The sequence below is a fragment of the Kribbella sp. NPDC026596 genome, assembly GCF_040638415.1.
GTDB lineage: Bacteria > Actinomycetota > Actinomycetes > Propionibacteriales > Kribbellaceae > Kribbella.
Window position 1 is genome coordinate 152270 of the sequence record NZ_JBEZYF010000001.1, and the last position, 24832, is coordinate 177101.

The window sequence follows — 24832 nt, forward strand, 5'->3', positions numbered from 1 at the left end:
ATCGGTAGTCTATCATCGCTGTTACCAGACAAACCGGTAACCGAGGAGTGGGGCTGTGGAGATCGCGATCATCGGGGCGGGTGGCGTGGGCGGATACTTCGGTGCCCGTTTGGCCGCGGCCGGGCAGGACGTCAGATTTGTTGCGCGCGGCAAGCACCTGGAGGCGCTGCAGTCCCAGGGACTGGTGGTGCGGAGCCCGGGCGGCGACCTGAAGCTCCCGGTGCGGGCGACCGCGGACCCGGCCGAGCTCGGTGCCGTCGACTACGTGCTCGTCAGTGTGAAGACGTGGCAGCTGCCCGAGGTGATCACCACGATGGCTCCGCTGGTCGGCGCGAGTACGGCGATCGTCACCGTGCAGAACGGCGTCGAGGCGCCGGGCCAGGTGGCGGAGGTCTACGGCCGGGCGGCGGTTCTGCCCGGAGCGGCGGAGGTGATCGCGTACGTCGACGGGCCGGGGATCATCCGCCATCTCGGCAACGGCAAGCTGAGCTTCGGCGAGTGGGACAACCAGCAGTCGTCCCGCACCGACCAACTGCGTGAGGCTTTCGTCGATGCCGGACTGCAAGCGGCCGTCCCGGATGACATCTGGGCGGCACTGTGGACCAAGTTCCTGTCGGTCGTCCCGAGTGGCGGCCTCGGTGCAGCGAGCGGCGTCGGGTACGGCGTACTCCGGTCGAGGCCCGGTACGCGCCGGCTCCTCACCGAGGCCACCACCGAGATCCGCGACGTGGCCCTCGCGCGAGGGATCGCTCTTGCCGAGGACGTCGTACCGCGGACCCTTGCCTGGATCGACCAGCTCCCGGCCGACGGCACCACGTCGCTCCAACGGGACCTGATCGCCGGCCGCCCCTCCGAGCTGGACTCCTGGACCGGTGCGGTGGTCCGCCTCGGTGCCGAAGCCGGCGTCCCCACCCCGGTGAACACGTTCCTGTATGAACTGGCGGCCGCCCGAGCGGCCGCCAGCTGATCCGTCAGTGGTCGACGCGGGCGCGGAGACGGGCTTCTGTCGAGGTCGCCTTGTCCTGCGGGTAGACGGCGGCGAACAGAACGAACAAGGTGACGCCGTAGATGGCGACGCCGATCGGCAGAGCGCTGGTCATGCTCAGGCCGATCATCACGAGGGACCAGATGCCGGCCCCCAGCGGGGCGTAGCGGGCGGCCGGCGGCCCGCGCGGACGTCCTCGAGGAAACCGGCCATCCGGTGCAGAGCGTCGTACCGGGCGCGGTTGAAGCGGTTCGGATGCCGCCGAGGTTCGTCGACGAGGGTGCCCGGGCGGCACGTGAGGTGAAGGCTGCTCACCCGGAGATCGGCGTACTGCTGTTGTCGCAGCACATCGAGGCTCAGCACGTGGTCGAGCTCGTTTCCCTTGGTGGCTTCGGCTATCTGCTGAAGGATCGGGTGCTCGACGTGGCCGAGTTCCTCGCCGCGGCCGAGCGGGTCGCGCACGGTGGGTCGGCACTGGATCCGCAGGTCGTGGCCGGTCTGGTCGCACGGCGCGGAGCCGGTGATCCGTTGGCAGCGTTGACGGATCGCGAGCGGGACGTGCTCGAGCTGATGGCGGAAGGCCTGACGAACAGCGGGATCGCCAAGCGGCTCTTCCTTAGTGAGCGGACCGTCGAGGCCCACGTGCGGCACCTGTTCACCAAGCTGTCGTTGCCCGAGACCGAGGACGGTCACCGCCGGGTGCTCGCCGTACTGGCTTGTTTGGGTGCGTCGGCTACTCCAGACCGAGGTCGGTGAGGATGTCGGTGACCGGGCGGCCGGGCGGGGCCGCGGCGACGAGTCCGCGGATGCAGCCGGTCATCACCATCCGGAAGTAGGCGGCGCTGCTGATCTGCGGCAGTTCGGCGTGGGCGGCGGCGAGCAGGTCGTCGGTTGCGAGGAGTGCGTAGACCTTCTCCAGTTCGCGGCGGTGCGGACCCTCGAAGTACGGGCGATGGCGTTCCTCGGCGGCGGTCAGGTTGATCGCGAGGGAGGCGACCGTACCGGACATGATCACCGCGCTGGCCGCGCTGGCCGCGCTGGCCGCGCTGGCCGCGCTGTACCCGCGTCGGCCGAGCGCCTCGATCGCCTCGCGCTGGAGTCGTACTCCGGCGGCACCGCGGGGGAACAGGCCCCGCGGCCGACGACGGCTTCGGCCTGCACATCACCGAGCACAACGAGAACGATCCGCGGATGTGGTACTACCGGTTCCAGACCGACCAGATCGGCTGGGCACCGGCCGTCAACGTGCTGCTGCCCGGCGACTACCACACCAGCGGCCGCACCTACCCGGTCCTCTACCTGCTGCACGGCGGCAACCAGGACTTCATCACGTTCGACAGCATGCGCGTCCGGGACTGGACCGCGGGCAAGCCGCTCATCGTGGTGATGCCCGACGGCGGCAAGGCCGGCTGGTACTCCAACCCGGTCAGCTCGAACTCCGGCCCGCGGAACTGGGAGAACTTCCACCTCAACCAGCTCGTGCCGTGGATCGACGCCAACTTCCGTACGTACGCCGAGCTCGCCGGCCGCGCCGTTTCCGGCTTCTCGATGGGCGGCTTCGGCGCGCTCAAGTACACGGCCAAGTACTTCGGCCACTTCGCCTCGGTCAGCTCGCACTCGGGGCCGGCGAGCGTACGGCGGGATGCCGGGCTGGTCGTGAACTGGGCGAACGTGTCGTCCGCGGCGGTCGACCTGGCCGGCGGCATGATCTACGGCGTTCCGTGGGACGAGGCGCGCGTGACCGCCGACAACCCGATGGAGAACCTCGAGCGCTACCGCGGCAAGCGGATCTTCCTCGTCGCCGGCACCAGCCCCAGCCCCGACCCCTTCGACTACGCCAATGAAACCCAGGTCCTCGCCGGCCACCGCGAGTTCCGCGCCGCCCTGGACGCCGCCAACATCCCCTTCACCGCCTACGAAGACGAAGGCGGCCACATGATCCGCCCCAACCGAATGATCGAAGACATCGACGGCATCATCGCCCACCTCCGCAAAGCCTGACCCGCAGCACTTTCCGGCCGGCGCCGCGCTCACCGGACAGCGCGGCGCCGGCGCCTGACCTGGTCGATCACGATCAGTACGACGCCGATCGCGGCCGGCCCGAAGAAGGACCCGAGAGTCCGCACGAGTGGCCCCACAAACATGTCCGCGGACTGCCGCTGCCCAACGAAGTAGCTCGTGTTCTGATCGGTACACACCACCTGCACCGTCTGTGCCGGCACCCGCTCCACCGAGTGAGCCACCACGTAGTACAGGTCGCCCGCGTCGTCCCACTGCTCGTGCCGCGACGGCACCTCCAACGCAATCTCGTTGCCGCTCGCATCCTTCGCCGTACAACTCTGCACCGCATCCCGATCCGTCGAAAAGATCGTCAGCCCCACCCGCTCCAACCCCACCGGCCGCCCATCCACCCGCGCCGGCGACCCCGGAATGTTCCCCAGAAGTTGCACCATGAAGAACCCACTAACCACCAGCCCCACCACGACAATCCCAGCTCCGATGATCGTCAGAACGGGTCGTGAGTTCTTATGTGCGGGCCGTGGTGCCTGGGCCGGATAGCTCGTCATCCCAGAACAGTAGTGTTCACAAGCGTCGTGGGGCCCGTTTCAGTTCGCCGATCACCACGTCGAGACCGAGAAACTCGAGTAGCATGTGCTTGAGGTTGGTGCCCTCGATCAGCTGGATCCGCCCGTGCTCGGCAGCGAAGTCGTGCGAGGCCTTGCCGAACCATGAGGTGGTGACGAGGACGCCTCGGCTCGCCTTCATCTGTCCCATGACGCCCGCGAGTGCGCGGACGGCCTCGGTCGAGACGACGTTTCGATAGCGCTTGGCCTGGATGACGCACACACCGCCCATGATGGGGTCCTCGTTGACAGCGACACCGTCCACGCCGTCGTCACGCGAGGCTTGAGTTGACCACGCTTTGAGTCCCATGGCCTCGAACAGTTGCCGGACCAGTCGCTCGAACTCGATCGGGTCGAGGTCGACCAAGACCGGCTGTCCAACCCCGCCACCGCATCCTGCGCGTCCACGATCTTGTACCGGGAGAGGTCCGGGTCGAAGACCGGGCGGACCGCCTCGAGGTCCCACGGATGCTTCGACACCAGGGCGTTGAGGTGGCGCAGGCACTCGCTGGGGTCGAGGTCGGTCAGGACGAGATCGCCGAACTGTTCGCGGGTGGTGATGAGACTGACCAGGCATGGCTGCTCGGGTTTGCCGGTGGCTCTGTTGCGGGTCGAGACATGGGCGTTGACGGCCACCTCGGTCACCAGTTTCTCGCCGGCGATCTCGAACACGTCCCGCATCGTGCGCAGTACCAGTTGCGCGACGAGGTTGCTGTAGCGCTGGTTGATCTCACGCGGGACGCGCCTTCGGTGTGATTTCGTCCTTGGCCCGCACGTACCTGAATTCAGTCTCCGGTGGTATGACCTCGACGGTCGGGAGCTCCATGACAACAAGCAGTCGGCGGATCTCCGGTTGGTACGCGACTTCGACATCAGTGGGGAATCCGACCGGCAGCGGCCGGGATTCGAGCGTCAACTCGACATAGTCGTTGACCGCTTCGGGGCGACCTTGCCGATAGGCCTGCTCGAACGCATCCACCTTGGCATTGGCTTCGTCCGTACGCTGTCTCTCTGCCTCGACCCCGGCCCGGTACGCCCGCTGGGCCTCGGCGAGCCGCTGCAGCCTGTTTGTCTCGGCGGCCTGGTGCTGAGCCTGGGCGTTCGCGAACTCTGCCTGCCGCTGCAGGATCGTCCGCTCCACCGACTGCTTCTTGAACATGCGCTGTACGGCGCTCGCCGGTGGTGGAGCGAACTCCTGCCAAGACGGCGGCGGAGTCGGAGTCCCGTCCTGACCTGGGGTGAATCGGGGGATCTCAGGCTGCCTGCGCAGTGCGGCGAACGGGATCCTGGCAGACCTTCGCAAGCTTCCGACGAGCAGGTCGTCGAGTTCGGCAATGCGTTCGGTCAGCGCGTGGTTCAGCGCAACGACCTCGGCCTGCCGCACCTGCAAGTACTCGGCGGCGGCTTCCTTCGCAGCTTGTTTGTCGGCCTGTGCCGCGGCCCTCGCCAGGCGCTCCCGCTCGCGTTTCGTCTGAGCGATGAGGCGGTCGCGCTCACGCTGCTCCCGCGCGGCCTGCTGCACTCGCAGATTCCGCTGATGCTCCAGCTCGGCGAAGAAACCCCGACGACGTCCCATACTGCCCCCATCGACAGGAGGTCACTGAAACCAACCCCAGCTTTGACTCTAAGTGGTGGGGGATGGCGTCGCGCGGGGTGCGGCGCGTCCGGTCCAGATCAGTCGTCCGCGAGGCGTTGGAGGAGGTGGATGAGGGTTGATTGTTCGGTGGGGGTCAGGCGGGTTAGTTCGGTGGCCATGGCTTCGCGGCGGTTTTGGCGGAGGGTGGTGAGGATCTGGGTGCCGGCGGGGGTGAGGGCGACGAGGGTGGCGCGGCGGTCGTTGGGGTCGGGCTGGCGGGCGAGCAGGCCGGCGGACTCGAGGTCGTCGACGACCGAGGTGGCTGAGCGGGGGACGATGCCCAACTGGGCGGCCAGTTCGCTCAGGCGCAGCGGCCGCTCGGCGCGGTCGAGAGTACGGAGCACGCGGAACTGACCGTGGGTGACGGTGTCGCCCAAGCCCTCCCTGGACGCGCGCCGCTGGCGGCGGACAATCCCGTCGAGTAAAGCCGCAATCTGTTCCGCGGCATCATCCGGAGCGTGCATGCGCAGAGCCTAGTTGCAGGTCAGCCGGAGGGGCGGCACGTGGCGGCCGCGGCGACAGACGTCCGTGAGCGGGAAGAAGACAGGCATCTTGTGAGGTTAGCTCATAGTGAGGTAACCTCAGTATGTTTGGTTTCTGATCGGAAGGGGCTGTATGTCGCAGATTTCTGGAATGCCGGGTGGGGGAGGTGGCGGCGGGCGTGCGATGCGGTCGTTGCTGAAGGATTCTTCTGTTCGGCACCACAAGCTCTCCGCGGGCACTTTGCGCCGCATCGCCGGGTTTGCCAGGCCGTACCGCGGCTATCTGGCTGTCTTTCTTGTTCTTGTTGCATTCGACGCCGGCACCGGCGCCGTCACTCCCTTGCTCTTCCGCGCGATCATCGACCGCGGGATCGTCCCGGGTCATGCCCAGGTCGTGGTGTGGCTGGCCCTCGTCGTCGGACTGCTTGCGATCGCCAACAGCGCGATCACCTTGGGTGAGCGCTGGTTCTCGGCGCGGATCGGTGAAGGGCTCGTCTACGACCTGCGCACCGCCGTGTTCGACCATGTGCAGCAGATGCCGGTCGCGTTCTTCAGCCGGACTCAGACCGGCGCGCTGATCCAGCGCCTGAACGGCGACGTCCTCGGCGCCCAGCAGGCGTTCACCTCGACCCTGTCCAATGTCGTCAGCAACCTGCTCAGCGTCGCCCTCGTACTCGCCGCGATGTTCGTGATGTCCTGGCAGATCACCCTGCTCGCGCTGGTCGTGCTGCCACTCTTCGTCATCCCCGCCCGGTTGCTCGCCGGGAAGTTGCGCGAGGCAACCGCAGAGACCTACAAGCTGAACGCGACGATGGCGCAGACGATGACCGAGCGGTTCAACGTCGCCGGAGCCGTCCTGGCCAAGGTGTTCGGCCGGACCGAGGACTCGTCCCGGGACTTCGCCGGCAAGGCCGCCCGGGTCCGCGACATCGGCGTCACCACCGCGATGTACGCGAGCATCTTCCGCGTCTCGCTCACCCTCGTCGCCGCCTTGGCGGTCGCTCTGGTGTACGGCGTCGGCGGCGTGTTCGCGGTCGCGGGAACCCTCGGGATCGGTACGGTCGTCGCCCTGACGGCGTACCTGAACCGTCTGTACGGCCCACTCACCGCATTGTCCAACATCCAGGTCGACGTGATGACGACGCTGGTCAGCTTCGAGCGTGTGCTCGAGGTACTCGACCTCCCGCCGATGGTTGCCGACCGCAAGGACGCGACGGAACTGCCGGCCAACGCCGAGCCGTCGATCGAGTTCGACCACGTGTCCTTCCACTACCCGTCCGCCAAGGACGTGTCGCTCGCCTCGCTCGAGTCGGTCGCGACCCTGTCGGCCGAGACCGGCGAGGAGGTCCTCAAGGACGTCAGCTTCACCGTCGAGCCCGGGCAGATGGTCGCCGTCGTCGGCCCGTCCGGCGCCGGCAAGACGACACTCTCGTCGCTGGTCTCGCGGATGTACGACGTGACCGGTGGTGCTGTACTCGTCGGGGGCCACGACGTCCGCGAGGTCACTCAGCGCTCACTGCGCGCGGTGATCGGCGTGGTCACGCAGGACTCGCACATGTACCACGACACGATCCGCGCCAACCTGCTGCTCGCCCGCCCGGAGGCGACCGACGCGGAGCTGCACGAGGCACTCAAAGCCGCGCAGATCTCCACTCTGGTCGACAGTCTGCCTGACGGTCTCGAGACCGTCGTTGGTGATCGCGGATACCGGTTGTCCGGTGGTGAGCGCCAGCGGCTCGCGATCGCGCGGCTACTGCTCAAGTCCCCGTCGCTCGTCATCCTCGACGAGGCGACCGCGCACCTGGACTCCGAGTCCGAGGCCGCGGTTCAGGCCGCCCTGGCCAACGCGCTCGTCGGCCGTACGTCGCTGGTGATCGCGCACCGTCTCTCCACGGTCCGCAACGCCGACGTCATCCTCGTCCTCGACGACGGCCGCATCCGCGAACGCGGCACCCACGACGAACTCCTCGCCAACGGCGGCCTGTACGCCGACCTCTACGCAACCCAGTTCGAGAAAGCCGCCTAAGCCGGCGAGCGGAGGCGGCGGCGGGTGCTGGGGGCGCTCGCCGGGCTGGCCAGGCCGAGGGCGCCGAGGAACTGCTCCAAGGTGAACGCCGCCATGCCGAGGGCCACGGGGTTGCCCGCGACCCGCGAGGCCTCGACAGTCAGGCCCGGGAGTGAGCCTGGCAGGACGTGGTCGGGGAGCTCGGCGGTGACGGCGGGGATCAGCCACTCGCCCAGCGCGACCGTGGTCCAGCCGGTCAGCGTGATGTGCGGGATGTTGAGCAGGTTCACCAGATCACCGAGCCCCGCCGCGAGATAGTGCGACGTACGGCGGGCAAGCTCTACCAGGGCCGGGTCGTCGCCGGCCAGACCGGCCGCGACCGCCTCGACGAACCCGCTCTGCTGGGCCTGCTGGAGCGCAGGGTGATCCGGGTCGATCTCGGCCAGCGTGGTCTGCAGGCCGTGCACACCGAGGTAGGCCTCGACGCAGCCGAGCCGCCCACACCGGCACGGCCGCCCGTCGAGCTGGAGCAGCGTGTGCCCCCACTCGCCCGCGTTGTTGGCCGCACCGCGCAGCAGCGACCCGTCGATCGCGATCCCGGCGCCTACCCCGGTGCCGAGGTTGACCACGGCCATGCTCTTCGTCACCCGGCCGACGCCGAACCACATCTCCGACAACGCGACCGCCTTCAGCGGGTTGTCGACGTACACCGGCATGCCGAGGCGTTCCTCGAGCAGGGCCTCGATCTTGACGTCGTGCCAGTCCCAGTTCGGCGCGAACACCGAGACGCCGGCGTCCGGGCGCACCTGGCCGGGCATGCTGACGCCGGCGCCGATGATCCGCTTGCGGTCGGTGCCGCTGGCCGCGACCGCCGCGTCGATCGCGGCGACGATGCCGTCCACGACGTACGCCTGGCCGTTCTGGTGCTCGTCGAGCGCGACCTCGCTCTGGCCGAGCGGGCCGAGGGTGACGTCGTACACGGTCGCGTCGACGTAGGTCTCGGCCACGTCGATGCCGAGGATGCGGCCGCGGTCGGGGTCGATGGTGAGTCGCTCGTACGGGCGGCCGACGGTGTTCTGCTCGACGGTCGCGATCCGCAGCACGCCCTCGGCCAGGAACTGGGTCACGAGCGTGGCGACGGTCGCCGTACTCAGGCCGGTGTGCTTGGCGATCTCCTGCCGGGTCGACGGCCCGAGCGTGAAGAGTGCGTGCAGGACCTCGAACCGGCTTTCGTTGCGCAGGTCACGGGATGTCTGCCGCGGCACTCTGTCCCCCTTCTAAGTCGACTCCAGCCGTAGCGTACGCAGCTCAGGCGTGGCCGGACCCTCGACGCCCCGCACCAGCAGCGTCAGCCCGGACCAGCCCGGCGGAATCCACAGTACGTCGGGATCGCCGCCGGAAAAGGCCGGTCGGTCACCGAGCCACACCCTCCCCAAACACTCTCCGGACGCCCAGCCCGTGACGCGCAGCTGGTTCCCCTCCGGCCGGAGTACGAGACCATTCTCCAACGTTGGAAGCTCCACGTCGAGCCAGGCCTCTTCACCCGGTGCCAGCGTCAACGGCAGCTCGATCGCCGAGCCCGGAGCGTCGTGGCCGGCGAAGGCCGTCAGCAGCTCGTCGTCCTGTACGGCGCACGCCCAGTCGACCACCGGATTCAGCGAGAGCAGCTCGGCGCGGAGACCACCGCCGCTCGGGTGATGGGGGACCGTCACGGAGATCTGCTTGGTGCCCGCGGGCAACAGCGCCCATGGGTTCTCGGCGTGCACGGTGAGCGGCTCCCCGTCGTCCACGGTCACCGTGACCGGCTCGCGGACGCCGTTCAACTGCAGAGCCGTCGGGGTGTCTGTGTCGACACGGCGCGTGTACGTGATCGGCGTACCGACGCGGGTGCTGCTCCAGCCGGTGAGGGTGCGCAGCGGCGCCGGGTCGCCGGCCCAGTGGCCGTCGACCGTCCACAACGCGGAGATGTCCCGGGACTCGACGATCGTCCACACCGTGCCGAGACCGCGGAGCGCGCCGAGGCGGAGCGCAGGCAGCCGGGAGTCGTCGAAGTTCGCGTGACCCCAGATCTCGACGGTCGCCTGGATCTCGCCACTGAGACCACGAGTGTCGATGCGATGGGTCGCACCGAATCCGGCCAGCGTCTGAACACGGCCGCCGATCGACAGGTCCACGATGTCCGTCGCACCCACGAGCAGCAGTTCGTCGGTCAGTTCCGTGGTGGTCGTGTACACACCACGGCCGCGGTAGACGCCGAGGGACTCCAAGGCCGGCGGAAGCTCATGCGTACCGGCCGGCTTCGAGGGAGCCGCCGAGGTACGGCGGAGAACGGCCCCATGCTCCACACCGGAGGTCTCCGGCTGCGTGACGCCGGGCCTGGGCGCGGCGGTGACCCCGACGCCTTCGACCACCAGCGACGATCCGACCGCGATCTCCACCGAGGTGTTGCCGATGACAACGGTCACCGGGACGGCCGAACAGAACACCAGACCGTCATCGGAGAGCTCCACCAGATCCGCCGACGCCAGCGTCAGTGTCGTGTCCCGAAGCGGCAGATCCAGCAGCATCAGCGGACACGAGTCCGCGCCGACTGCCACCGACACCCCGTTGACAACAGCCCGCCCGTCATCCGCACCCAGGTTGGGTACGGCGACGAGCCGCCCACCACCGTCCAGCTCCAGCACCGAAGGAGACGAGCTGGTCGGGAAATCGGCGACCACCTCCACCGCCTCCCCGGGTGACGCCAACGCCAACCGTGATCCCAGCGCCCCGAGCACTCGCGCGAGCACCTGCGCCTCGGCGTACTCGGGCCGCTCCACACCCGTCGACGAGACGTACCCCGCGAAGTCGTAGCCGTGGCTCATGAAGTTGCCCGGCTGACCCCAGTTCCCACTCGACGGCGTGTAGCCGAAGTTCCAGCCCGACGACTGCAGGTACGGCGCGAGCAATGACGCACCGCTCGCCAGAAGCCGGCGCAGGGTCCGGTGCCGCCGGTTCGTCTCGGTGATCAGCAGCGGCAACCCACGATCCGCGAGCAGCGCCGCATACCGCCGTACTTCTTCTTCAATGAAAGGCGAGTCGTCGTCCGGATAGAAGTTGCACGCCGGTACGACGCCGTCGACGTCGCCGGTCGCGCCGTACAGATCTCCTTGCCCGGCGCAAGCGATCAGCGGTACGTCGATGCCGTGCGCAACAGCCTGGTCGCGCAAAGCGGTCAGGTATCCGGGGCGGTCCGTGCAGTCGAAGAAGTCCAGCTCGTTCTCCAGTTGGACCATGATCACCGAACCGCCCGCGCCGTACTGTCTCGAGGCAAGCATCGGCAGGACTTGATCGAACCAGGCCGTCACCGCGGCCAGGAAGCGCGGCTCGTTCTGCCGGACCCGCAACGACGGGTCCAACCCGAGCCACGCCGGCAGCGCGCCGCCGTCCCACTCCGAGCAGATGTACGGCCCGGGCCGGGCGATGACGTGCAACCCGACCTCGGCCGCGAGATCCAGGAACGCCGCCACGTCACGCCGGCTCTCGAACGACCAGCGGCCGGGGGAGAGCTCGTGGAAGTTCCACGGCAGGTACACATCCACGCAGGTGTAGCCGGATGCGCGGACCTGTTCGAGCCGAGCGCGCCACTGCTCCCGAGGCAACCGGAAGTAGAACAGTGACGCGCACAGCACGACCGCCGGCTTGTCGTCGACGACGACGCCCTGGCTGTTCAAAGAAACCGAGCTCACTTGACTCCCGCACTCCCGCCGCTGATGTCCATCTCGTACAGATACCGCTGACCCAGGTAGTAGACCAGGATCATCGGCAAGGTGAGCAAGATCGAGCCGACCATCACCAGGTTCCACGGCGGCGCCTGGAGGGCGGCCGACGTACTGGTGATGTACTGCACGCCGAGGGCGAGCGGCATCTTGGCCTCGTCGTTCAGGTAGATCAACGGACCCATGAAATCACCCCAGGTCGCGGTCAGCGTGAAGATGCCGATCGCGATCAGCACCGGTGCGAGCATCGGCAGCATGATCCGGCGGTAGATCCCGAAGAAGCCGAGCCCATCCACCATCGCGGCCTCGTCGATCTCACTCGGCAGCCGGGAAACGAACTGCCGGACGAGGAAGACGTTGAAGGCGTTGGAGAAGAAGTTCGGCACGATCAGCGGAAGGTAGGTGTTCACCCAGCCGAGTTCCTTGAACAGGATGAACTGCGGGATCATCGTGATCTGCGCCGGGATCATCATGGTCGCGATCACGATGATGAACAGCGCGTTCTTGCCCGGTGCGCGCAGCCGTGCGAAGCCGTACCCGACCAGTCCGCTGGACAGCACCTGGCCGATCACCGCGCCGGCCGAGATGATCACCGAGTTCAGCAGGAACCGCTGCATCGGCAACTCGGTGCTGAAGACCCGGGTGAAGTTGTCCCAGCCGAACTCCCGCGGAAAGATCGTGAAGGTGTTCGCGTTGACGGTCTGATCGCTCGACAGCGCGATCGACACCACGAAGACCAGCGGTACGGAGAGCACCGCGGACACGATGATCAGCGTCGCGTAGCTGAACGGCGTCGCCCGGAACACCCCGATGATCCGGTCCTTGCTCGGGGTCCGCTCCGGTCCGGGCTTGGACTCCTGCTCCGGTGGTGCGGCAGCGGAGATGACGGTGGCCATCACTTCACCTCGGTTTCGTAGAACACCCAGCGCCGGGCGGTGCGGAAGGCGAGCAGGGTGAACACCAGGATCACCGCGAACAGCAGCCACGAGATCGCCGACGCGTAGCCCAGGTGGTAGAAGGAGAACGCCTCGTCGAACAGCAGCGGCACCATCATCTGGCTGGCGTTGTTCGGCCCGCCCTTGGTCAGGATGTAGACCTGCGAGAACACCTGGAACGCGCCGATCAGTCCCATCACCAGGTTGAAGAAGATGATCGGTGTCAGCTGCGGGACGGTGATGCTCCAGAACTGCCGGACCGGTCCGGCACCGTCCACCTCAGCCGCCTCGTACAGCTCCCGCGGGATGCCTTTCATTGCTGCCAGCAACAGTACGGTCGCGCCACCGGCACCCCAGACCGACAGCAGGATCAGCGCCGGCTTCACCCAGCCTGACTCCAGCAACCATGACGGCCCGGGGATCCCGAACCAGCCCAGTACGTCGTTCAGCGGGCCGGACGGCGCGAGCACCATCTTGAAGATCATCGCGGTCGCCACCAGCGGGACCAGGGTCGGCAGGTAGATCAGGGTCCGGAACACCTTGCGGGCGCGAACCTGCTTGTTCAGCAGGTTCGCCAGCCACAGGCCGATCACGAGCCCGAGCGGGACCGAGATCGCGGCGTAGTAGAACGTGTTCCACAACGCCTTCCAGAACACCGGGTCCTCGGTGAGCAGCCGGGTGTAGTTGTCCAGCCCGACCCACTTCGGCGCCGTGAACGAGTCCCAGTCGGTCAGCGAGATGTAGACCGACGCGAGCATCGGGCCGAGCAGGAAAACGACGAACCCGATGATCCACGGCGACGCGAACAGGTAGAACCAGAGCGCCTCACGGCGGCGCAGCCCCGACATCAGCCTGGCTTGACGATCGACTCGAGCCGCTTCTGGACTGCGGTCAGCGCGGCCCGGGCGTCCTGCTTGCCCAGCCAGAAGTCGGCCAGCCCGTCGTCGAACGCCTTCTGCATCTCGTTCCAGGCCGGGATGAACGGCGCCCGGTAGATGAAGTCGCTCGACTCGCCGAACACGTCCATATTCACCGGCTTGGTCATCCAGGCCGGCTTCAGGAACGCGTCGCTCTTCTGCACCTCCAGGCTGGCCGGCACGTCCTGGCCGGTTGCGATGATCTGCTGCTGGGCCTCGGGCGAGGTGAGGAAGTCGATCGCCTTGAACGCCGCCTCCGGGTTCTTCGCCGTCCGCGAGATGGCCAGGCCGCTGCCGAACGCGGTCACGGCCTGCTGCTTGCCCTTCCACAGCGGCGCGATGTCCCACTCGATCTTGGACTTGGTCAGGCCGCTGATCCCCCAGAAGCCGGTGGTGTTCACCGCGACCTTGCCGTTCGCGAAGGCCTGGTCCCCGCCGACGTCCGCGCCCATGTCGGCGTACTGCTTCTGGGTCGGTACGACGCCGTGTTTGAAGATCAGGTCCCCGGTCCACTGCAGCGCGTCGATCACCTCGTCACTGGCGACCGCGGGCTTGCCGCTGTCGTCGATGATCTTGCCGCCGTTCTGGTACACGAAGCTCCACCACTGCGCCCACCAGCCGCCGCCGGCATAGCCCCACTGCTTGCCGGGGACGGTCAGCTCCTTGAACGCGCCGAGCGCGTCGTCCCAGGTCCAGTCCGCGCTCGGCGCCTTGATGCCCTTGGCATCGAACAGCGCCTTGTTGTAGAAGACGATCATGGCGCCGGACCGGTCCGGGATCGCGTAGACCTTGTCCTGGTAGGAGTAGAGCTTGCCGATCGCGCCGAACCGCTTCTCCAGGTCCAGTCCGGCCTTCGAGGCCAGGTCGTCCAGCGGCTGGATCTGGTTCTTGCTCGAGTAGACGTTGACGCTCTCCGCGACCTGCATGATGTCGGGGCCCTTGCCACCGGCAATCATCGTCTGGACCTTCTGGGCGTACCCGTCGTTCGGGATCAGCTGCAGCGTGATCTTGAGTTCCGGGTACTTCTTGACCAGCAGGTCGATCCGCTTCTGGTACGTCGTCTTGTCATTCTCCCCGCCCCACACCGTCATCACCAGGTTGGCGGCGGTGGCGTTGTTCCCCGACGTCGAGCCCTTGTCGTTGTCCGATCCACAGGCCGTCAGCGTGATCACGCCGGCCGCCAGTCCCATGCCGAGAAAACCTCGCCTGGAGAACCCTGTTCCCATCGCACACCTCTTCCGCGCAGCCCCGCTCGATTAGAGTGGCGGTTAAACTAACCATTGGAATAATCCCTGACAAGACCTCGCCGTCCGGGTGTCCAAACCGTGACCCCGCACACTGCTGGAAGATTGGCGGATGAGCTTCGTCATCGGGGTCGACATCGGCACCGCCAGTACCAAGGCCGTCCTGACCACGCCGGACGGGACGGTGCACGCGGTCGCGCGGCGCGATCACGCGCCCCACCTGCCCCGGCCCGGCTGGGCCGAGATGGACGCCGACCGCGACTGGTGGGGTGATGTCGTCGAGGTGCTGGCCGAACTGACCTCAGCGCAGGCTGACGTCGCCGCAGTCTGTGTCTCCGGCCTCGGGCCGTGCGTGGTGCAGACCGATGAGGACCTTCGGCCGCGGCGCCCCGCCATCCTGTACGGCGTCGACACTCGAGCGACCCGGGAGATCGCCGAGCTCACCGAGCAACTCGGTGCGGACGCGATCCTCGAACGCTGTGGCAAGGACCTGTCCAGTCAGGCGATCGGTCCGAAGCTGGCGTGGTTGCGGCGCGAGGCGGGGGAGGCGTGGCGTCCGCAGGACCAGTGGTTCAGCGCGCACACGTACGTCGTGGCCCGGTTGACCGGTGAATGGGTGCTGGATCACCACACCGCGAGCCAGTGCGATCCCTTCTACGACATCCACGCGGAGGACTGGGGCAGGGACTGGGCGCACGCCGTACTCCCGGGCCTGGCGCTGCCGCGGTTGGTGTGGCCTTCCGAGCAGGTCGGGGTCGTGCACGGCGTGGCGGCTGCGGCGACGGGTCTGGCTGAGGGGACTCCGGTTGTTGCGGGCACGGTCGACGCGTGGGCGGAAGCCTTCAGCGTCGGCGTACGGCGTCCTGGCGATCTGATGCTGATGTACGGCTCCACGATGTTCTTCGTGCAAGTGCTGACCGCACCGACCAGTGTGCGTGGGCTCTGGACTACATCCGGCGTCGAGCCGTCATCCCACACGCTGGCTGCCGGCATGGCGACGTCCGGGACGATCACCACCTGGCTGCAGGACCTGACCGGCGGAGTGCCGTTCGAGACGCTGGTTTCGGAGGCTGCCGCTGTTCCCGCGGGCAGCGAGGGACTGGTGATGTTGCCGTACTTCAGTGGCGAACGGACGCCGATCTACGATCCGCTGGCGCGTGGCGTGATCGCGGGACTCACCCTGCGGCACGGACGTGGTCATTTGCTGCGAGCGGCGTACGAAGGAATCGCCTGCGGGGTGCGGCAGATTGTCGACAACTTCGAGGTGGCGGCCGGGCGGCCGGAGCGCATCGTCGCGGTCGGCGGTGGTACGCAGGGCGGGTTGTGGACGCAGATCGTGAGCGATGTCTGCGGAGTCGAACAGCAGTTGCCCCAGCAGACGATCGGAGCGTCGTACGGCGACGCGCTGCTGGCGGCGATCGGGATCGGCTTGGTCCCGCCGGACACAGACTGGGCGAAGCCTGATCACGTGGTTCGGCCCGATCCGTCGACGGCTTCGACGTACGCGGAGCTCTTCCAGACCTACACGGAGCTGTATCCGGCGACTCGTGCGCAGATCCACCGGCTGGCACGCTCAGGTGAGATCGCGGATGTGTAGGACGCTGCCGTTGTCGAGGTCGCGGTCGAGCAGCGACCAGACCGTACGGGCGACGTCCTCCGGCTTGGCCAGCAGGCCCTTGGCGTCCATCTCGCGGAAGCGGTTGGACTCGGGGACCTGATCGTCGCTGCACGCCCGCAACTCGGCCTGCATGTCGGTGTCGACCGCGCCAGGCGATACCGAGATCACCCGGCAGCCCGGATCTCGCCGGTTCTGCTCCAGGCCGGTCGTGCGGACCCACTGGTCGATCGCGGCCTTGCCGGCGCAGTAGCTGGATTCGCCTTCGTGCGGACGTCGGGCGGCACCCGACGACATCATGATCAGGTGCTGCTCGCAGTCCCGCCCGGACACCGCGCTCAGGAACGCGTGACCGAGGACCTGGGCCGCGGCCGAGTTGAGCAGCACGTTGCGCGTGTACTGCGCGGTGTCGACCCGGTCGGCCGGTCCCAGCGGGGTCAGCGTGCCGGCGTTGTGGACGAAGATCACCATGTCCGCGGCATATTCATCCATCCGTTGCCGGAAATCCTTCTCGACCACGGGCCACGAGGCCGGGTCCGCGAGATCCGCGGCGACGTGGTGGGCCCCCGGCGTACCACCGCGGCGCGAGATGTCCACGAGTTCCGCGTCGAACGGGATCGTCGCTGCCAGTGCGGCGCCCAGTCCGGCCGACGCACCAGAGATCCAGACCAGAATTCGCCCCAACCCGATCACCGCATCCACCTGCCCAAGGGCAGGCCTAAGTCGAGCATCACGCAGTTCCCCCCTGCAGCCCCAACGGTCCCCCCGCAGCAGAAGCAGCCTACGTCGCTATCTCGTCAGATCGAACCCCTGTCGGCGTTTCTGACTACCAGCGACGACACCATCGCTATCAGCACCGGCGCGCACCGCAAGAACGCTCGCCTCGTCAGCGAGCTCACAGCGAATTCTCAGCCAGACAAGGCGGATCGCATGCGTGGACCAGACACTTGTGTCCGCGAGACCTTGGATCATCAGCAGCGGCGCTCGAGCTGGTCGACGTACGTGCGACACCAACACCTGGCGGTTGGAGAAGGTCGGCGCTACGCCCGCGGACGGACTGGGAGGAGTGGTTCGGCGACGCGCGGGGGCGCGGCAAGGCGTGGTCCGGGTTGGCGTGGGACTGCCTGCCGGAGATCGTCGCGGCGACCGAGACCATCGCGTCGACAGCGCCGCCCTCGAGGCCGGTCGGGTCGCCTACATCTTCCTGCGCCAGCTGTCGACCGACCTCGGCTAGAGGCGGAAGAGCGTGCCGTAGCCCGTTGGTCTGGCCGCGGTCTGGGCGGCGTGGAGGAGGCCCCACAGGAGGCAGGCGTTTGCTGTGAGGACGGGGCGTTGGAGGTCCTCCTCGAGCGCGGCGATGACGCCGACCGTGCGGAAGCCGTTCCCGCCGATGAAGACCGCTTCGGCGTTGTTCGGAGTGTTGGCGACGACCCAGCTGAACAGCTCGGCAGGGTTGATGCTGCGCTGACTGCTCGGCAGATTGCAAGACCCGTGGCGTACGACGTCCAGGCCCTGGGAGACGAAGTACTCGGCGCCGAGCCGGTCCAGCTCGGCATCGAACCAGGGTGGATCGACGAGTGCCATCCGCTGAACCTTCAGCGCCTGGAGCCCGGCGACCGCGGCGGCGCAGGTGGCGACGACGGGGATGCCGGCGCTCCGCTGCATCAGCCGCTCGACGACCTTGCGTTCGCCCTCGACACCGACCACGTACGACGAACTGGTGAACCCGATCCCGATCGCGGCGATCGGTGCGGCTGCTAGGAACGCCGTGGCCTCGTCGATGGCCGGTGGTTCGACAAACGCCCGTACGGGCGCCAGCGGGATCGTCGGGTCCATCGTCCCACCTGCTGCCATCGCCCCGAACGGGACGCGGGCCGCATGCACGCGAACACCTTCCGGAGCCATTGCCTGGAGTTCCGACTCGGGACCGACGTCACCGTGCGGGGTGAGTACACCGATCCGCGCTCGTACATCCCAGCCATCTGGTTGCCACATGCCCCCTCCCTTCCCCACTGCCGAGTGTGCGCTGGATATTCGTTCGACGGGAGGGTGTGGGGCATCGATAGCATCGCGGGATGGACTCGACCGGGTGGAACTGGAAGTGGGATCCAAGCCTGTACGCCGGGAGCGCCGAGCATTACGCGGTCGGGCGGATGGCGTACCCGGCGGCGTTGGCGGATGCGGTACGCGACGAACTCGGTCTGGACGGTCGCGGGCGGTTGCTCGACGTGGGGTGTGGTCCGGGGTCGCTCACGCTGTTGCTCGCGCCGCTGGTTGAGGAAGCGGTGGGGGTGGACGCGGACGGCGACATGCTCGCCACCGCCGCCGGGCGTGCGAACCAGGCCGGGTTGACGAACACGACCTGGCGACAGTTACGGGCGGAGGAGCTGCCGGCCGATCTCGGGAGCTTCCGGGTGGTCACGTTCGCGCAGTCGTTCCACTGGATGGATCAGGCGCTCGTCGCCGATCGAATTCGCGGCATGCTGACGCCGGACGGCGCTTGGGTGCACGTCGGCGCCACCACGCATCGCGGTGTCGAAGGCACGGACGCTCTCCCATATCCACGCCCGCCCTGGGACCACATCGACAAGCTCGTCGCCCGGTATCTCGGTCCGGTCCGCCGCGCTGGTCAGGGCACGCTGCCGACCGGCACGCGCCCAGGTGAAGAGGAAGTCATGCGCGCCGTCGGCTACCGCGGCCCGACCCGCATCGTCGTCGGCGGCAACGAAGTCGAGGAACGTACGGTCGACGACGTCACCGCCTCCGTCTTCTCCCTCTCCAGCTCGACCCCACACCTCTTCGGCTCAGACCTCCCCGCCTTCGAAGCCGACCTCCGCACCCTCCTGACGAACACCTCCGACAACGGCCGTTTCTCCGAACGCCGCCGCGAAATCGAAGCCGTCATCTGGCGCTAGAGCCCCTGACGGCCAGTAGTGTGAGCCGCTCGGTCTGTCACGTCGTGCTGGGGTGATGTGCGAGAAGTGGTGAGCTGATCGCCGGGCGGTACGAGTTGATCGAGCGGCTCGGACGCGGTGGGATGGGCGAAGTCTGGACCTGCCGGGACCGCGAGCTCCGCCGGGAGGTCGCCGTCAAGTTCCTCGCGCCGGACGACGCCGTACCACCCGATCTGCAGCAACGCTTCGAACGCGAGGCCGTCGCCGCCGCACAGATCAACCATCCGAACGTCGTGGCCCTGCACGACCGCGGCGTCGACCGGGACTACCTGTTCCTGGTGATGGAACGAGTCGACGGTACGACGCTCGCCGCGCACGTCCGCGACTCCGGTCCGCTCCCGCCCCGGCGGTCGCACGGACGGCAGCGTCCCGCTGTGTGTCCTCGGCCCGCTGACCGAGCAACAACACGCCGACCTGGTCGCCGCTCTCGCCCGGCACGCTGGGCAGCGCTGGCGTCCAGAGATCGGCTACCTCTACGGTTCGGTCTGACGCCTAATCTCGGGGGCCTAGACCCCTGCTGGGGTGCCTAGACAAGCAATAACCTGTTCAAGCCCACCAGTTCCTGCGCCGGGCCAGGGAACCCCGCGGACCGCAACCTCGTCGTGACATCGGTGAAATGTTCGGAGTAGTTGAAGGTGACATAAAAAGGCTGACAGGTTGCCGCCACGACCGGGAGGGACTCATGGGTCTCAGTCAGCCGACGGACGCCGAACTGGATGTGATGATCCGCGCGCGTCTTGCCTCGATCGGTATCGATCTCGATCAGCTGCCCACGGGCAGCGCGCCGGATCCGGACACCGGGAGTCCGGGCCTGGATTCGGTGCTCGCGAGTCTCCGTGGGTTCATGCGGACGACAGTTCTGCCGTTGAGCGCCTACGCGTTCGCTGCCGACGCCGCACTCGCCCAGCAGGTCGCACCGCCGAAGCTGTACCCGTCGATCGATGTCGTTCGGGAGGACGCGCGATGAGCACGCCGCAGGACGACCAGGTCGACCGGCGATCGTTCCTCTACCGCGCGGGCGCCTTGGCTGCCGCAACAACCGTCGGCACTCTCGCGCTCCCGTCGATCGCGCACGCGGCACCGACGACCACCGGTGCTGCGACGCTTGTCGATGTCCCGGTCCGGCCGGTTGACGTGAGCGAGCTGACCGTCGCCGAGGCGGCCACGCTGATCCGCACGGGCCGGCTGACGCCAGAACAGTTGCTGGAAGCATGTCTGGACCGGATCCAGCGGTTCGATTCGACGTACCAAGCGTTCAACCTGGTGCTCGCGGACGAGGCGCTCGCTCGGGCGCGGGCGCTCGGCCGCACTCGCGGCGGTGCGCTGCACGGCATTCCGCTGGCGATCAAGGACAACTACTACACGCGCGGCGTAACCACGACGGCGAACTCGTATCTGTTCGCGGACTTCGTCCCGCCGTACGACGCGACCGCCGTCCGGCGGTTGACCGCTGCCGGTGGCATCGTCCTGGGCAAGACCCAGATGGGGCCGTTGGCAACTACTCGCGCGACGACGCCGGACGGACGGATCACGACGGTGAACGCCTGGACTCCGGCCGATCCGAGCACGGATCCCGGCGGTTCGTCGTCCGGGTCCGCGACCGCGGTGGCGTCCCGGATGGCGCTGTCGGCGGTGGGAACGCAGACCGGCGGTTCGATCACCGCGCCGTCGAACGCCCAGAACCTGACCGGGCTGAAGCCGACGATGGGCCGGGTCTCGTTGCACGGCATCGTGCCGCTGAGCTACACCCGCGATCATCCCGGTCCGCTGGCACGCGACGCGATGGACGCCGCGATCATGCTGACCGCGATGGCCGGCGCGGACCCGGAAGACCCCAGAACACAAGGGCTTCCGCCGGTGCCGGACCTGGTGGCCGCGGCGACGCCGGTCGTGCGCGGCCGGGGTGTCCAGGCCCGCTGGCGGACCCGGATCGGTGTCATCCCCGGCTTCACCAGCGGTACTTCGGCGACCGCGGTGGCGCGCACGACGGCCCTCGGCGTACTCGCGGGAATCGACGGTCTCTCGGTCGTTGATGTGACCATGCCGGACGAGTGGGACCTGCTCACGAACGCGGCCTTCAACAACGTGCGGCTGCCAGAGCGGAGCGAGCCGTTCCTCCCGATGCTGCGGTCGGACCTGCGCGGCTTCGGTGTCTCGCTGACGGGCTGGCTGCAGGGCGCCTTGCTCGGCGCCAACGAGTACCTGATCGGTCAGCGCGCCAAGATGTTGCTGCTCGAACGAGTCCTCGAGGATCTCTTCGGTCAGTGCGACGTCGTCGTTCAGACCTCACCGACTCCGTTCGACGCGCTGGGCTTGCCCGAGCTCGCACTACCGATCGGCTTCACGGCCGCCGGCCTGCCGATCGGCACCATCCTCGGTGGCAAGCCGTTCGGTGAGGACCGCCTCCTCGCCGTCGCGGCCGCCTACCAGGCTGTCACCGACTGGCATCACCGTCGCCCCGCGGATCCCGTCGTACCGGCGGCGAAGCTCCGCACCACCGCGGACCGTGGCCGCATCCTGGCCCATGAGGTCCCCGATCTCATGCAGTGATCCGGTCGCCTAGCGGGTGAACGGATTCTCGTCCGCCTGGAGGGCCGGCAGGAGGGAGTTCGCCAGCTTGCTGTACAGGTGGCGCTGGAACATCGGGCCGAAGGTGATCCGGGCGACGCCGCGGGCTGTGTAGTCGGCGAGTGAGTGTGCGCCCTGGCCGTAGGCGACGTTGACCGGGCCGGGGATCTCCTTGACCAGGATGCCGACGACGTCGAGGTCGCCGACCGCGATCGGGTAGACGCAGTCGGCACCTGCGGCGAGATAGCGCTCGGCGCGGTCGATCGACGTACGAAGTTGGTCCTCGGGCGAGCCCGCGTTGCGGATGAACGCGTCGGTGCGGGCGTTGATCACGAGTTCGGTCCCGGCCGCGGCGCGGACCGCGGCCAGGAAGTCGGCCTGTTCGGCCGGATCGATCATCGCGCCGGTGGCCGGGTCCGAGTCCTCGAGGTTGAGGCCGACGGCTCCGGTCGCGGTGAAGCGCTCGACGAGTTCGGCCGGCGGGAGCCCGTACCCGCGTTCGAAGTCGATGGTGACGGGAACGGACACCGCGCGGACGATCCGGGCCGTCGCGGTCAGTACGTCGTCGACCGGTGCCTGCTCGCCGTCGTCGTACCCGAGGATCGTGGACGTTGCGAAGCTGCTGGTCGCGACGGCGGGGTAGCCGGCCTGTTCGACCATCCGGGCCGAGGCCGCGTCCCAGGCGTTCGGCAGGACAAGGGGTGCGCCAGGCACGTGCAGCGCCCGGAGTGTGGTTGCGAGTGACATGACGATCTCCGTCTCAGCGGGATTGAATGAGGGGCAGCCCGAACGCGGGGAACAGCGCGGGCTGGTGGAAGGCGAGAACGGCCGCGATACCGGCCTTGGTCAGGGTCAGGACCTTGACGGAATGCGCGTGATACGAGGTGTCGTTGCCGCGGATGTAGAGCGCGAAGGCGGGCTGTCCGTTCGCTGAGGTCTCGACCAGCATCCGCCGGTCCGGACCCGGCCGCAGCTTGGAGTCCAGGAGCCGCAGTACGTCGCGACGCCCGCTGAACCACGTCGGGATCGGCGGCATCTCCCACCGGGTGTCCTCGGTGAACAAGCCCTCCAACGTGACCAGATCCTTGCTCTCCATGGCCGCCGAGAACTGATCGAGCACGGCGCGACGGAGCGGTTCGTCCGGCTCGCTCAGGTCCTCTTCGATCGGCCGGAGCCGGGCCAACTCGGCCCGGGCCCGCTGCAGCGAGCTGTTCACGGCGGCGGTCGTGGTGTCGAGCATCGTCGCGACCTCAGCCGCCGGCCAGGTCAGCACCTCGCGCAAGATCAGTACGGCGCGCTGTCGCGGCGGAAGGTGTTGCATCGCGGCAACCATCGCGAGACGAAGGCTCTGCCGATCACCCACCACCGTGGCCGGATCGGCGCCGAGCAACTGGTCCGGGAAGGGCTCCAGCCAAGGCACCTCGAGCGCCTGCGGATGGAGCTCGTCCGGATCGTTGCCGGGGGCACCGAGCGCCGACGGGACCACCCGGCGGCTGCTGTGCTGCAGGAGGTTGAGGCACACGTTGGTCGCGATCCGGTAGAGCCAGGTCCGGACGGTCGACCGGTGCTCGAAGTCCGCGTGTCCACGCCAGGCCCGCAGGTACGTCTCCTGCACCGCATCCTCGGCGTCATGCAGCGACCCGAGCATCCGGTAGCAGTGCGCGACGAGCCCGCCCCGATGCAGCGCGAACTCTTCCTCGAGGTTCATCGCACTCCCTCCACCACCTCGGTGACGACCGGCTCGTCGGTACGGCGCCGGGCGGCGATGCCGAGGCCCGACAGTGCCCCGAGCAACGACAGTACGCCGCACCCCGCGAGGGCTCTCGTGAAACCGTGACCGGCGTACCCACCGGCGGAGGCGAACACCGATCCCAGTACGGCGACCCCGGCGACGCCGCCCAGTTGACGGGTCATGCTGTACACACCGGACGCGATCCCCACGGCGTCCCGGGGCAGCGCTCCGACGCCGGCACTCTGCGCGGCCGGCATCGCCAGCGAGATCCCGCAGCCCGTGATCACGAGCGGCAGTACAAGGTCGCCGTACTGGCTGGTGCCTCGACTGACCCAGAACATGCCGGCTGTCTGGAGCACCATCCCGATTACCACCAGCGGGCGTTCGCCGACCCGGTCGATCAACCGGCCGGAGATCGGAGCGACGACGAAGAGCGTGGCCGTCCACGGCAACAGCTGCAGACCGGCCTTCAGCGGAGCAGATCCGAAGACCACCTGCATGTACTGGGACAGGAAGAAGACGGCGCTGAAGAGCGCGGCGCTGAGGAAGAAGCCGGCCGAGTTGGCCGCCGTGAACGTCCGGTTGCGGAAGTAGGCAAGCGGGATCATCGGCTCGGCCGATCGGCTCTCCCGGACTCCGAACGCGGCAAGCAGGACGACGCCTGCTGCGAACGAACCGAGGACTTCGGCGCTCGACCATCCGGCGGTCTCACCTTGCACGACTCCCCAGACCAGACCGAGTACGGCGAGACTGATCAGAACCGCACCAACCAGGTCGAGCCGGCGTACTGGGCCGGTGCTCTCCGGGATCTTCCGCAGTACCAGGACGATCGCCGCCGCGCCGATCGGCACGTTGATCCAGAAGATCCACTGCCAGGACAGCCCTTCGGTCACCGCACCGCCGATCATCGGTCCACCCAGGACCGCCAGGCCGGTCACCGCGCTGAAGGCGCCGGTCGCCCACCCGCGCCGCTCCGGAGGGAACGCCGCACCCAGCAGCCCCATCGCCAGCGGCATCACCACCGCCGCACCGACGCCCTGCAAGGCGCGCGCGGCGATCAGCCACGGCAGCGAGGTGGCCAGCGCGCAGATAACCGACGCCACGGTGAACAGCGCCAGGCCACCGGCGTACGTACGCCGCCGCCCCCAGCGATCACCGATCGCCGCGGCGGTCATCATCAGCATCGCGAAACTCAGGGCGTACGCGTTCACCGTCCACTCGAGCTGCTCGGCCGAGGCGCCGAGATCGGCCCGGATGGTGGTCAGCGCCGCCGCGACCACCAGCACATCCAGTGCCACCATGACCGACCCCAGCGAGGCCAGCCCCAAAACCCATCGTTGTTCGTTCGTCGTCCGCACAGGTCCTCCAGGAGATTGC

At 68.0% G+C, this 24832-nt stretch carries 27 protein-coding genes; 11 read left to right on the forward strand and 16 right to left on the reverse strand.

The window, feature by feature from the left end:
- Positions 1–55 precede the first annotated feature (55 nt).
- Positions 56–967, forward strand: coding sequence for a 2-dehydropantoate 2-reductase (locus tag AB0E63_RS00770; protein ID WP_360359193.1), 912 nt, complete (start codon positions 56–58; stop codon positions 965–967).
- Between the two features lie 4 nt (positions 968–971).
- On the opposite strand, the gene AB0E63_RS00775 is transcribed toward AB0E63_RS00770, so the two are convergent.
- Positions 972–1100 carry a hypothetical protein gene (locus tag AB0E63_RS00775; protein WP_360359196.1) on the reverse strand — a complete coding sequence of 43 codons (129 nt, stop codon included), beginning with the start codon at positions 1098–1100 and terminating at the stop codon, positions 972–974.
- A 140-nt stretch (positions 1101–1240) separates the two neighbouring features.
- Here AB0E63_RS00775 and AB0E63_RS00780 point away from each other — a divergent pair, with 140 nt between their 5' ends.
- Complete coding sequence (locus AB0E63_RS00780; RefSeq protein WP_360359199.1) at positions 1241–1741, forward strand: response regulator transcription factor; 501 nt, start codon at positions 1241–1243, stop codon at positions 1739–1741.
- Here AB0E63_RS00780 and AB0E63_RS00785 read toward each other — a convergent pair.
- The gene (locus AB0E63_RS00785) at positions 1719–1994 is read right to left on the reverse strand and encodes a hypothetical protein (protein ID WP_360359201.1); all 276 of its coding nucleotides are present in this window, start codon (positions 1992–1994) and stop codon (positions 1719–1721) included. The two genes, AB0E63_RS00780 and AB0E63_RS00785, sit on opposite strands and share 23 nt — an antisense overlap.
- A 182-nt stretch (positions 1995–2176) precedes the next feature.
- Here AB0E63_RS00785 and AB0E63_RS00790 point away from each other — a divergent pair, with 182 nt between their 5' ends.
- A complete protein-coding gene (locus AB0E63_RS00790) occupies positions 2177–2986 on the forward strand; it encodes an alpha/beta hydrolase-fold protein (RefSeq protein WP_360359204.1) in 810 nt (269 codons plus the stop codon).
- Positions 2987–3015: 29 nt separating this feature from the next.
- On the opposite strand, the gene AB0E63_RS00795 is transcribed toward AB0E63_RS00790, so the two are convergent.
- Positions 3016–3438: a hypothetical protein gene (locus AB0E63_RS00795; RefSeq protein ID WP_360359207.1), complete on the reverse strand. Its 423-nt coding sequence runs from the start codon at positions 3436–3438 to the stop codon at positions 3016–3018.
- Between the two features lie 130 nt (positions 3439–3568).
- Positions 3569–3976: a restriction endonuclease gene (locus AB0E63_RS00800; protein WP_360359210.1), complete on the reverse strand. Its 408-nt coding sequence runs from the start codon at positions 3974–3976 to the stop codon at positions 3569–3571.
- Between the two features lie 101 nt (positions 3977–4077).
- On the opposite strand from AB0E63_RS00800, the gene AB0E63_RS00805 reads away from it, so the two are divergent.
- Positions 4078–4365: a hypothetical protein gene (locus AB0E63_RS00805; RefSeq protein ID WP_360359213.1), complete on the forward strand. Its 288-nt coding sequence runs from the start codon at positions 4078–4080 to the stop codon at positions 4363–4365.
- On the opposite strand, the gene AB0E63_RS00810 is transcribed toward AB0E63_RS00805, so the two are convergent.
- Together AB0E63_RS00810 and AB0E63_RS00815 are read right to left on the reverse strand one after the other, a co-directional pair.
- Positions 4340–5185 (reverse strand): hypothetical protein, encoded by an 846-nt coding sequence (locus AB0E63_RS00810; RefSeq protein ID WP_360359215.1) that lies wholly within the window; start codon positions 5183–5185, stop codon positions 4340–4342. The genes AB0E63_RS00805 and AB0E63_RS00810 overlap by 26 nt on opposite strands.
- 98 nt (positions 5186–5283) lie before the next feature.
- Positions 5284–5709: a MarR family transcriptional regulator gene (locus AB0E63_RS00815; protein WP_360359218.1), complete on the reverse strand. Its 426-nt coding sequence runs from the start codon at positions 5707–5709 to the stop codon at positions 5284–5286.
- A gap of 202 nt (positions 5710–5911) precedes the next feature.
- On the opposite strand from AB0E63_RS00815, the gene AB0E63_RS00820 reads away from it, so the two are divergent.
- Positions 5912–7753, forward strand: coding sequence for an ABC transporter ATP-binding protein (locus AB0E63_RS00820; protein WP_360359221.1), 1842 nt, complete (start codon positions 5912–5914; stop codon positions 7751–7753).
- Here AB0E63_RS00820 and AB0E63_RS00825 read toward each other — a convergent pair.
- From AB0E63_RS00825 to AB0E63_RS00845, 5 genes are read right to left on the reverse strand one after another with little or no spacing between them, the layout of a single operon-like run.
- Positions 7750–8997 (reverse strand): ROK family transcriptional regulator, encoded by a 1248-nt coding sequence (locus AB0E63_RS00825; RefSeq protein ID WP_360359224.1) that lies wholly within the window; start codon positions 8995–8997, stop codon positions 7750–7752. The genes AB0E63_RS00820 and AB0E63_RS00825 overlap by 4 nt on opposite strands.
- A gap of 12 nt (positions 8998–9009) precedes the next feature.
- Positions 9010–11460 (reverse strand): beta-galactosidase, encoded by a 2451-nt coding sequence (locus AB0E63_RS00830; protein WP_360359226.1) that lies wholly within the window; start codon positions 11458–11460, stop codon positions 9010–9012.
- Entirely contained in the window at positions 11457–12386 is a 930-nt protein-coding gene (locus AB0E63_RS00835; RefSeq protein WP_360359229.1) for a carbohydrate ABC transporter permease, read from the reverse strand. Before AB0E63_RS00835 ends, AB0E63_RS00830 begins: the two co-directional genes overlap by 4 nt.
- On the reverse strand, positions 12386–13273 hold the full coding sequence (locus tag AB0E63_RS00840; protein WP_360359232.1) for a sugar ABC transporter permease: 888 nt from the start codon (positions 13271–13273) through the stop codon (positions 12386–12388). Before AB0E63_RS00840 ends, AB0E63_RS00835 begins: the two co-directional genes overlap by 1 nt.
- Positions 13273–14532, reverse strand: coding sequence for a sugar ABC transporter substrate-binding protein (locus tag AB0E63_RS00845; protein WP_360359235.1), 1260 nt, complete (start codon positions 14530–14532; stop codon positions 13273–13275). The genes AB0E63_RS00840 and AB0E63_RS00845 overlap by 1 nt, the downstream gene beginning before the upstream one ends.
- 166 nt (positions 14533–14698) lie before the next feature.
- Here AB0E63_RS00845 and AB0E63_RS00850 point away from each other — a divergent pair, with 166 nt between their 5' ends.
- On the forward strand, positions 14699–16183 hold the full coding sequence (locus AB0E63_RS00850; protein ID WP_360359238.1) for an FGGY-family carbohydrate kinase: 1485 nt from the start codon (positions 14699–14701) through the stop codon (positions 16181–16183).
- On the opposite strand, the gene AB0E63_RS00855 is transcribed toward AB0E63_RS00850, so the two are convergent.
- Positions 16160–16894, reverse strand: coding sequence for an SDR family NAD(P)-dependent oxidoreductase (locus AB0E63_RS00855; RefSeq protein WP_360359241.1), 735 nt, complete (start codon positions 16892–16894; stop codon positions 16160–16162). The two genes, AB0E63_RS00850 and AB0E63_RS00855, sit on opposite strands and share 24 nt — an antisense overlap.
- A 241-nt stretch (positions 16895–17135) precedes the next feature.
- On the opposite strand from AB0E63_RS00855, the gene AB0E63_RS00860 reads away from it, so the two are divergent.
- A complete protein-coding gene (locus AB0E63_RS00860) occupies positions 17136–17435 on the forward strand; it encodes a hypothetical protein (protein ID WP_360359244.1) in 300 nt (99 codons plus the stop codon).
- On the opposite strand, the gene AB0E63_RS00865 is transcribed toward AB0E63_RS00860, so the two are convergent.
- Complete coding sequence (locus AB0E63_RS00865; protein WP_360359246.1) at positions 17432–18196, reverse strand: maleate cis-trans isomerase; 765 nt, start codon at positions 18194–18196, stop codon at positions 17432–17434. The genes AB0E63_RS00860 and AB0E63_RS00865 overlap by 4 nt on opposite strands.
- Before the next feature lie 80 nt (positions 18197–18276).
- On the opposite strand from AB0E63_RS00865, the gene AB0E63_RS00870 reads away from it, so the two are divergent.
- The 4 genes from AB0E63_RS00870 to AB0E63_RS00885 all read left to right on the forward strand — a co-directional run bounded on the left by AB0E63_RS00870 (position 18277) and on the right by AB0E63_RS00885 (position 21705).
- Complete coding sequence (locus AB0E63_RS00870; protein WP_360359249.1) at positions 18277–19116, forward strand: class I SAM-dependent methyltransferase; 840 nt, start codon at positions 18277–18279, stop codon at positions 19114–19116.
- A gap of 122 nt (positions 19117–19238) precedes the next feature.
- Entirely contained in the window at positions 19239–19685 is a 447-nt protein-coding gene (locus tag AB0E63_RS00875; protein WP_360359252.1) for a protein kinase, read from the forward strand.
- A gap of 152 nt (positions 19686–19837) precedes the next feature.
- The gene (locus tag AB0E63_RS00880; protein WP_360359255.1) at positions 19838–20122 is read left to right on the forward strand and encodes a hypothetical protein; all 285 of its coding nucleotides are present in this window, start codon (positions 19838–19840) and stop codon (positions 20120–20122) included.
- Entirely contained in the window at positions 20119–21705 is a 1587-nt protein-coding gene (locus AB0E63_RS00885; protein WP_360359258.1) for an amidase, read from the forward strand. Before AB0E63_RS00880 ends, AB0E63_RS00885 begins: the two co-directional genes overlap by 4 nt.
- Before the next feature lie 9 nt (positions 21706–21714).
- On the opposite strand, the gene AB0E63_RS00890 is transcribed toward AB0E63_RS00885, so the two are convergent.
- Genes AB0E63_RS00890 through AB0E63_RS00900 form a run of 3 tightly spaced genes read right to left on the reverse strand, consistent with a single transcriptional unit; the run spans position 21715 to position 24813 of the window.
- Positions 21715–22470 carry an isocitrate lyase/phosphoenolpyruvate mutase family protein gene (locus AB0E63_RS00890; RefSeq protein ID WP_360359261.1) on the reverse strand — a complete coding sequence of 252 codons (756 nt, stop codon included), beginning with the start codon at positions 22468–22470 and terminating at the stop codon, positions 21715–21717.
- A 13-nt stretch (positions 22471–22483) separates the two neighbouring features.
- On the reverse strand, positions 22484–23431 hold the full coding sequence (locus AB0E63_RS00895; RefSeq protein ID WP_360359264.1) for a sigma-70 family RNA polymerase sigma factor: 948 nt from the start codon (positions 23429–23431) through the stop codon (positions 22484–22486).
- Entirely contained in the window at positions 23428–24813 is a 1386-nt protein-coding gene (locus AB0E63_RS00900) for a DHA2 family efflux MFS transporter permease subunit (RefSeq protein ID WP_360359266.1), read from the reverse strand. The genes AB0E63_RS00895 and AB0E63_RS00900 overlap by 4 nt, the downstream gene beginning before the upstream one ends.
- Positions 24814–24832 lie beyond the last annotated feature (19 nt).

Coding starts and splice junctions, on each gene's coding strand:
- AB0E63_RS00810 (WP_360359215.1), bottom strand. CDS start 5,185: ATGGGACGTCGTCGGGGTTTCTTCGCCGAGCTGGAGCATCAGCGGAAT.
- AB0E63_RS00850 (WP_360359238.1), top strand. CDS start 14,699: ATGAGCTTCGTCATCGGGGTCGACATCGGCACCGCCAGTACCAAGGCC.
- AB0E63_RS00785 (WP_360359201.1), bottom strand. CDS start 1,994: ATGTCCGGTACGGTCGCCTCCCTCGCGATCAACCTGACCGCCGCCGAG.
- AB0E63_RS00895 (WP_360359264.1), bottom strand. CDS start 23,431: ATGAACCTCGAGGAAGAGTTCGCGCTGCATCGGGGCGGGCTCGTCGCG.
- AB0E63_RS00790 (WP_360359204.1), top strand. CDS start 2,177: ATGTGGTACTACCGGTTCCAGACCGACCAGATCGGCTGGGCACCGGCC.
- AB0E63_RS00890 (WP_360359261.1), bottom strand. CDS start 22,470: ATGTCACTCGCAACCACACTCCGGGCGCTGCACGTGCCTGGCGCACCC.
- AB0E63_RS00820 (WP_360359221.1), top strand. CDS start 5,912: ATGCGGTCGTTGCTGAAGGATTCTTCTGTTCGGCACCACAAGCTCTCC.
- AB0E63_RS00845 (WP_360359235.1), bottom strand. CDS start 14,532: ATGGGACTGGCGGCCGGCGTGATCACGCTGACGGCCTGTGGATCGGAC.
- AB0E63_RS00875 (WP_360359252.1), top strand. CDS start 19,239: ATGGGCGAAGTCTGGACCTGCCGGGACCGCGAGCTCCGCCGGGAGGTC.
- AB0E63_RS00885 (WP_360359258.1), top strand. CDS start 20,119: ATGAGCACGCCGCAGGACGACCAGGTCGACCGGCGATCGTTCCTCTAC.
- AB0E63_RS00865 (WP_360359246.1), bottom strand. CDS start 18,196: ATGTGGCAACCAGATGGCTGGGATGTACGAGCGCGGATCGGTGTACTC.
- AB0E63_RS00775 (WP_360359196.1), bottom strand. CDS start 1,100: ATGACCAGCGCTCTGCCGATCGGCGTCGCCATCTACGGCGTCACCTTG.
- AB0E63_RS00880 (WP_360359255.1), top strand. CDS start 19,838: ATGGGTCTCAGTCAGCCGACGGACGCCGAACTGGATGTGATGATCCGC.
- AB0E63_RS00815 (WP_360359218.1), bottom strand. CDS start 5,709: ATGCACGCTCCGGATGATGCCGCGGAACAGATTGCGGCTTTACTCGAC.
- AB0E63_RS00805 (WP_360359213.1), top strand. CDS start 4,078: ATGCTTCGACACCAGGGCGTTGAGGTGGCGCAGGCACTCGCTGGGGTC.
- AB0E63_RS00870 (WP_360359249.1), top strand. CDS start 18,277: ATGGACTCGACCGGGTGGAACTGGAAGTGGGATCCAAGCCTGTACGCC.
- AB0E63_RS00835 (WP_360359229.1), bottom strand. CDS start 12,386: ATGGCCACCGTCATCTCCGCTGCCGCACCACCGGAGCAGGAGTCCAAG.
- AB0E63_RS00840 (WP_360359232.1), bottom strand. CDS start 13,273: ATGTCGGGGCTGCGCCGCCGTGAGGCGCTCTGGTTCTACCTGTTCGCG.
- AB0E63_RS00780 (WP_360359199.1), top strand. CDS start 1,241: ATGCCGCCGAGGTTCGTCGACGAGGGTGCCCGGGCGGCACGTGAGGTG.
- AB0E63_RS00795 (WP_360359207.1), bottom strand. CDS start 3,438: ATGGTGCAACTTCTGGGGAACATTCCGGGGTCGCCGGCGCGGGTGGAT.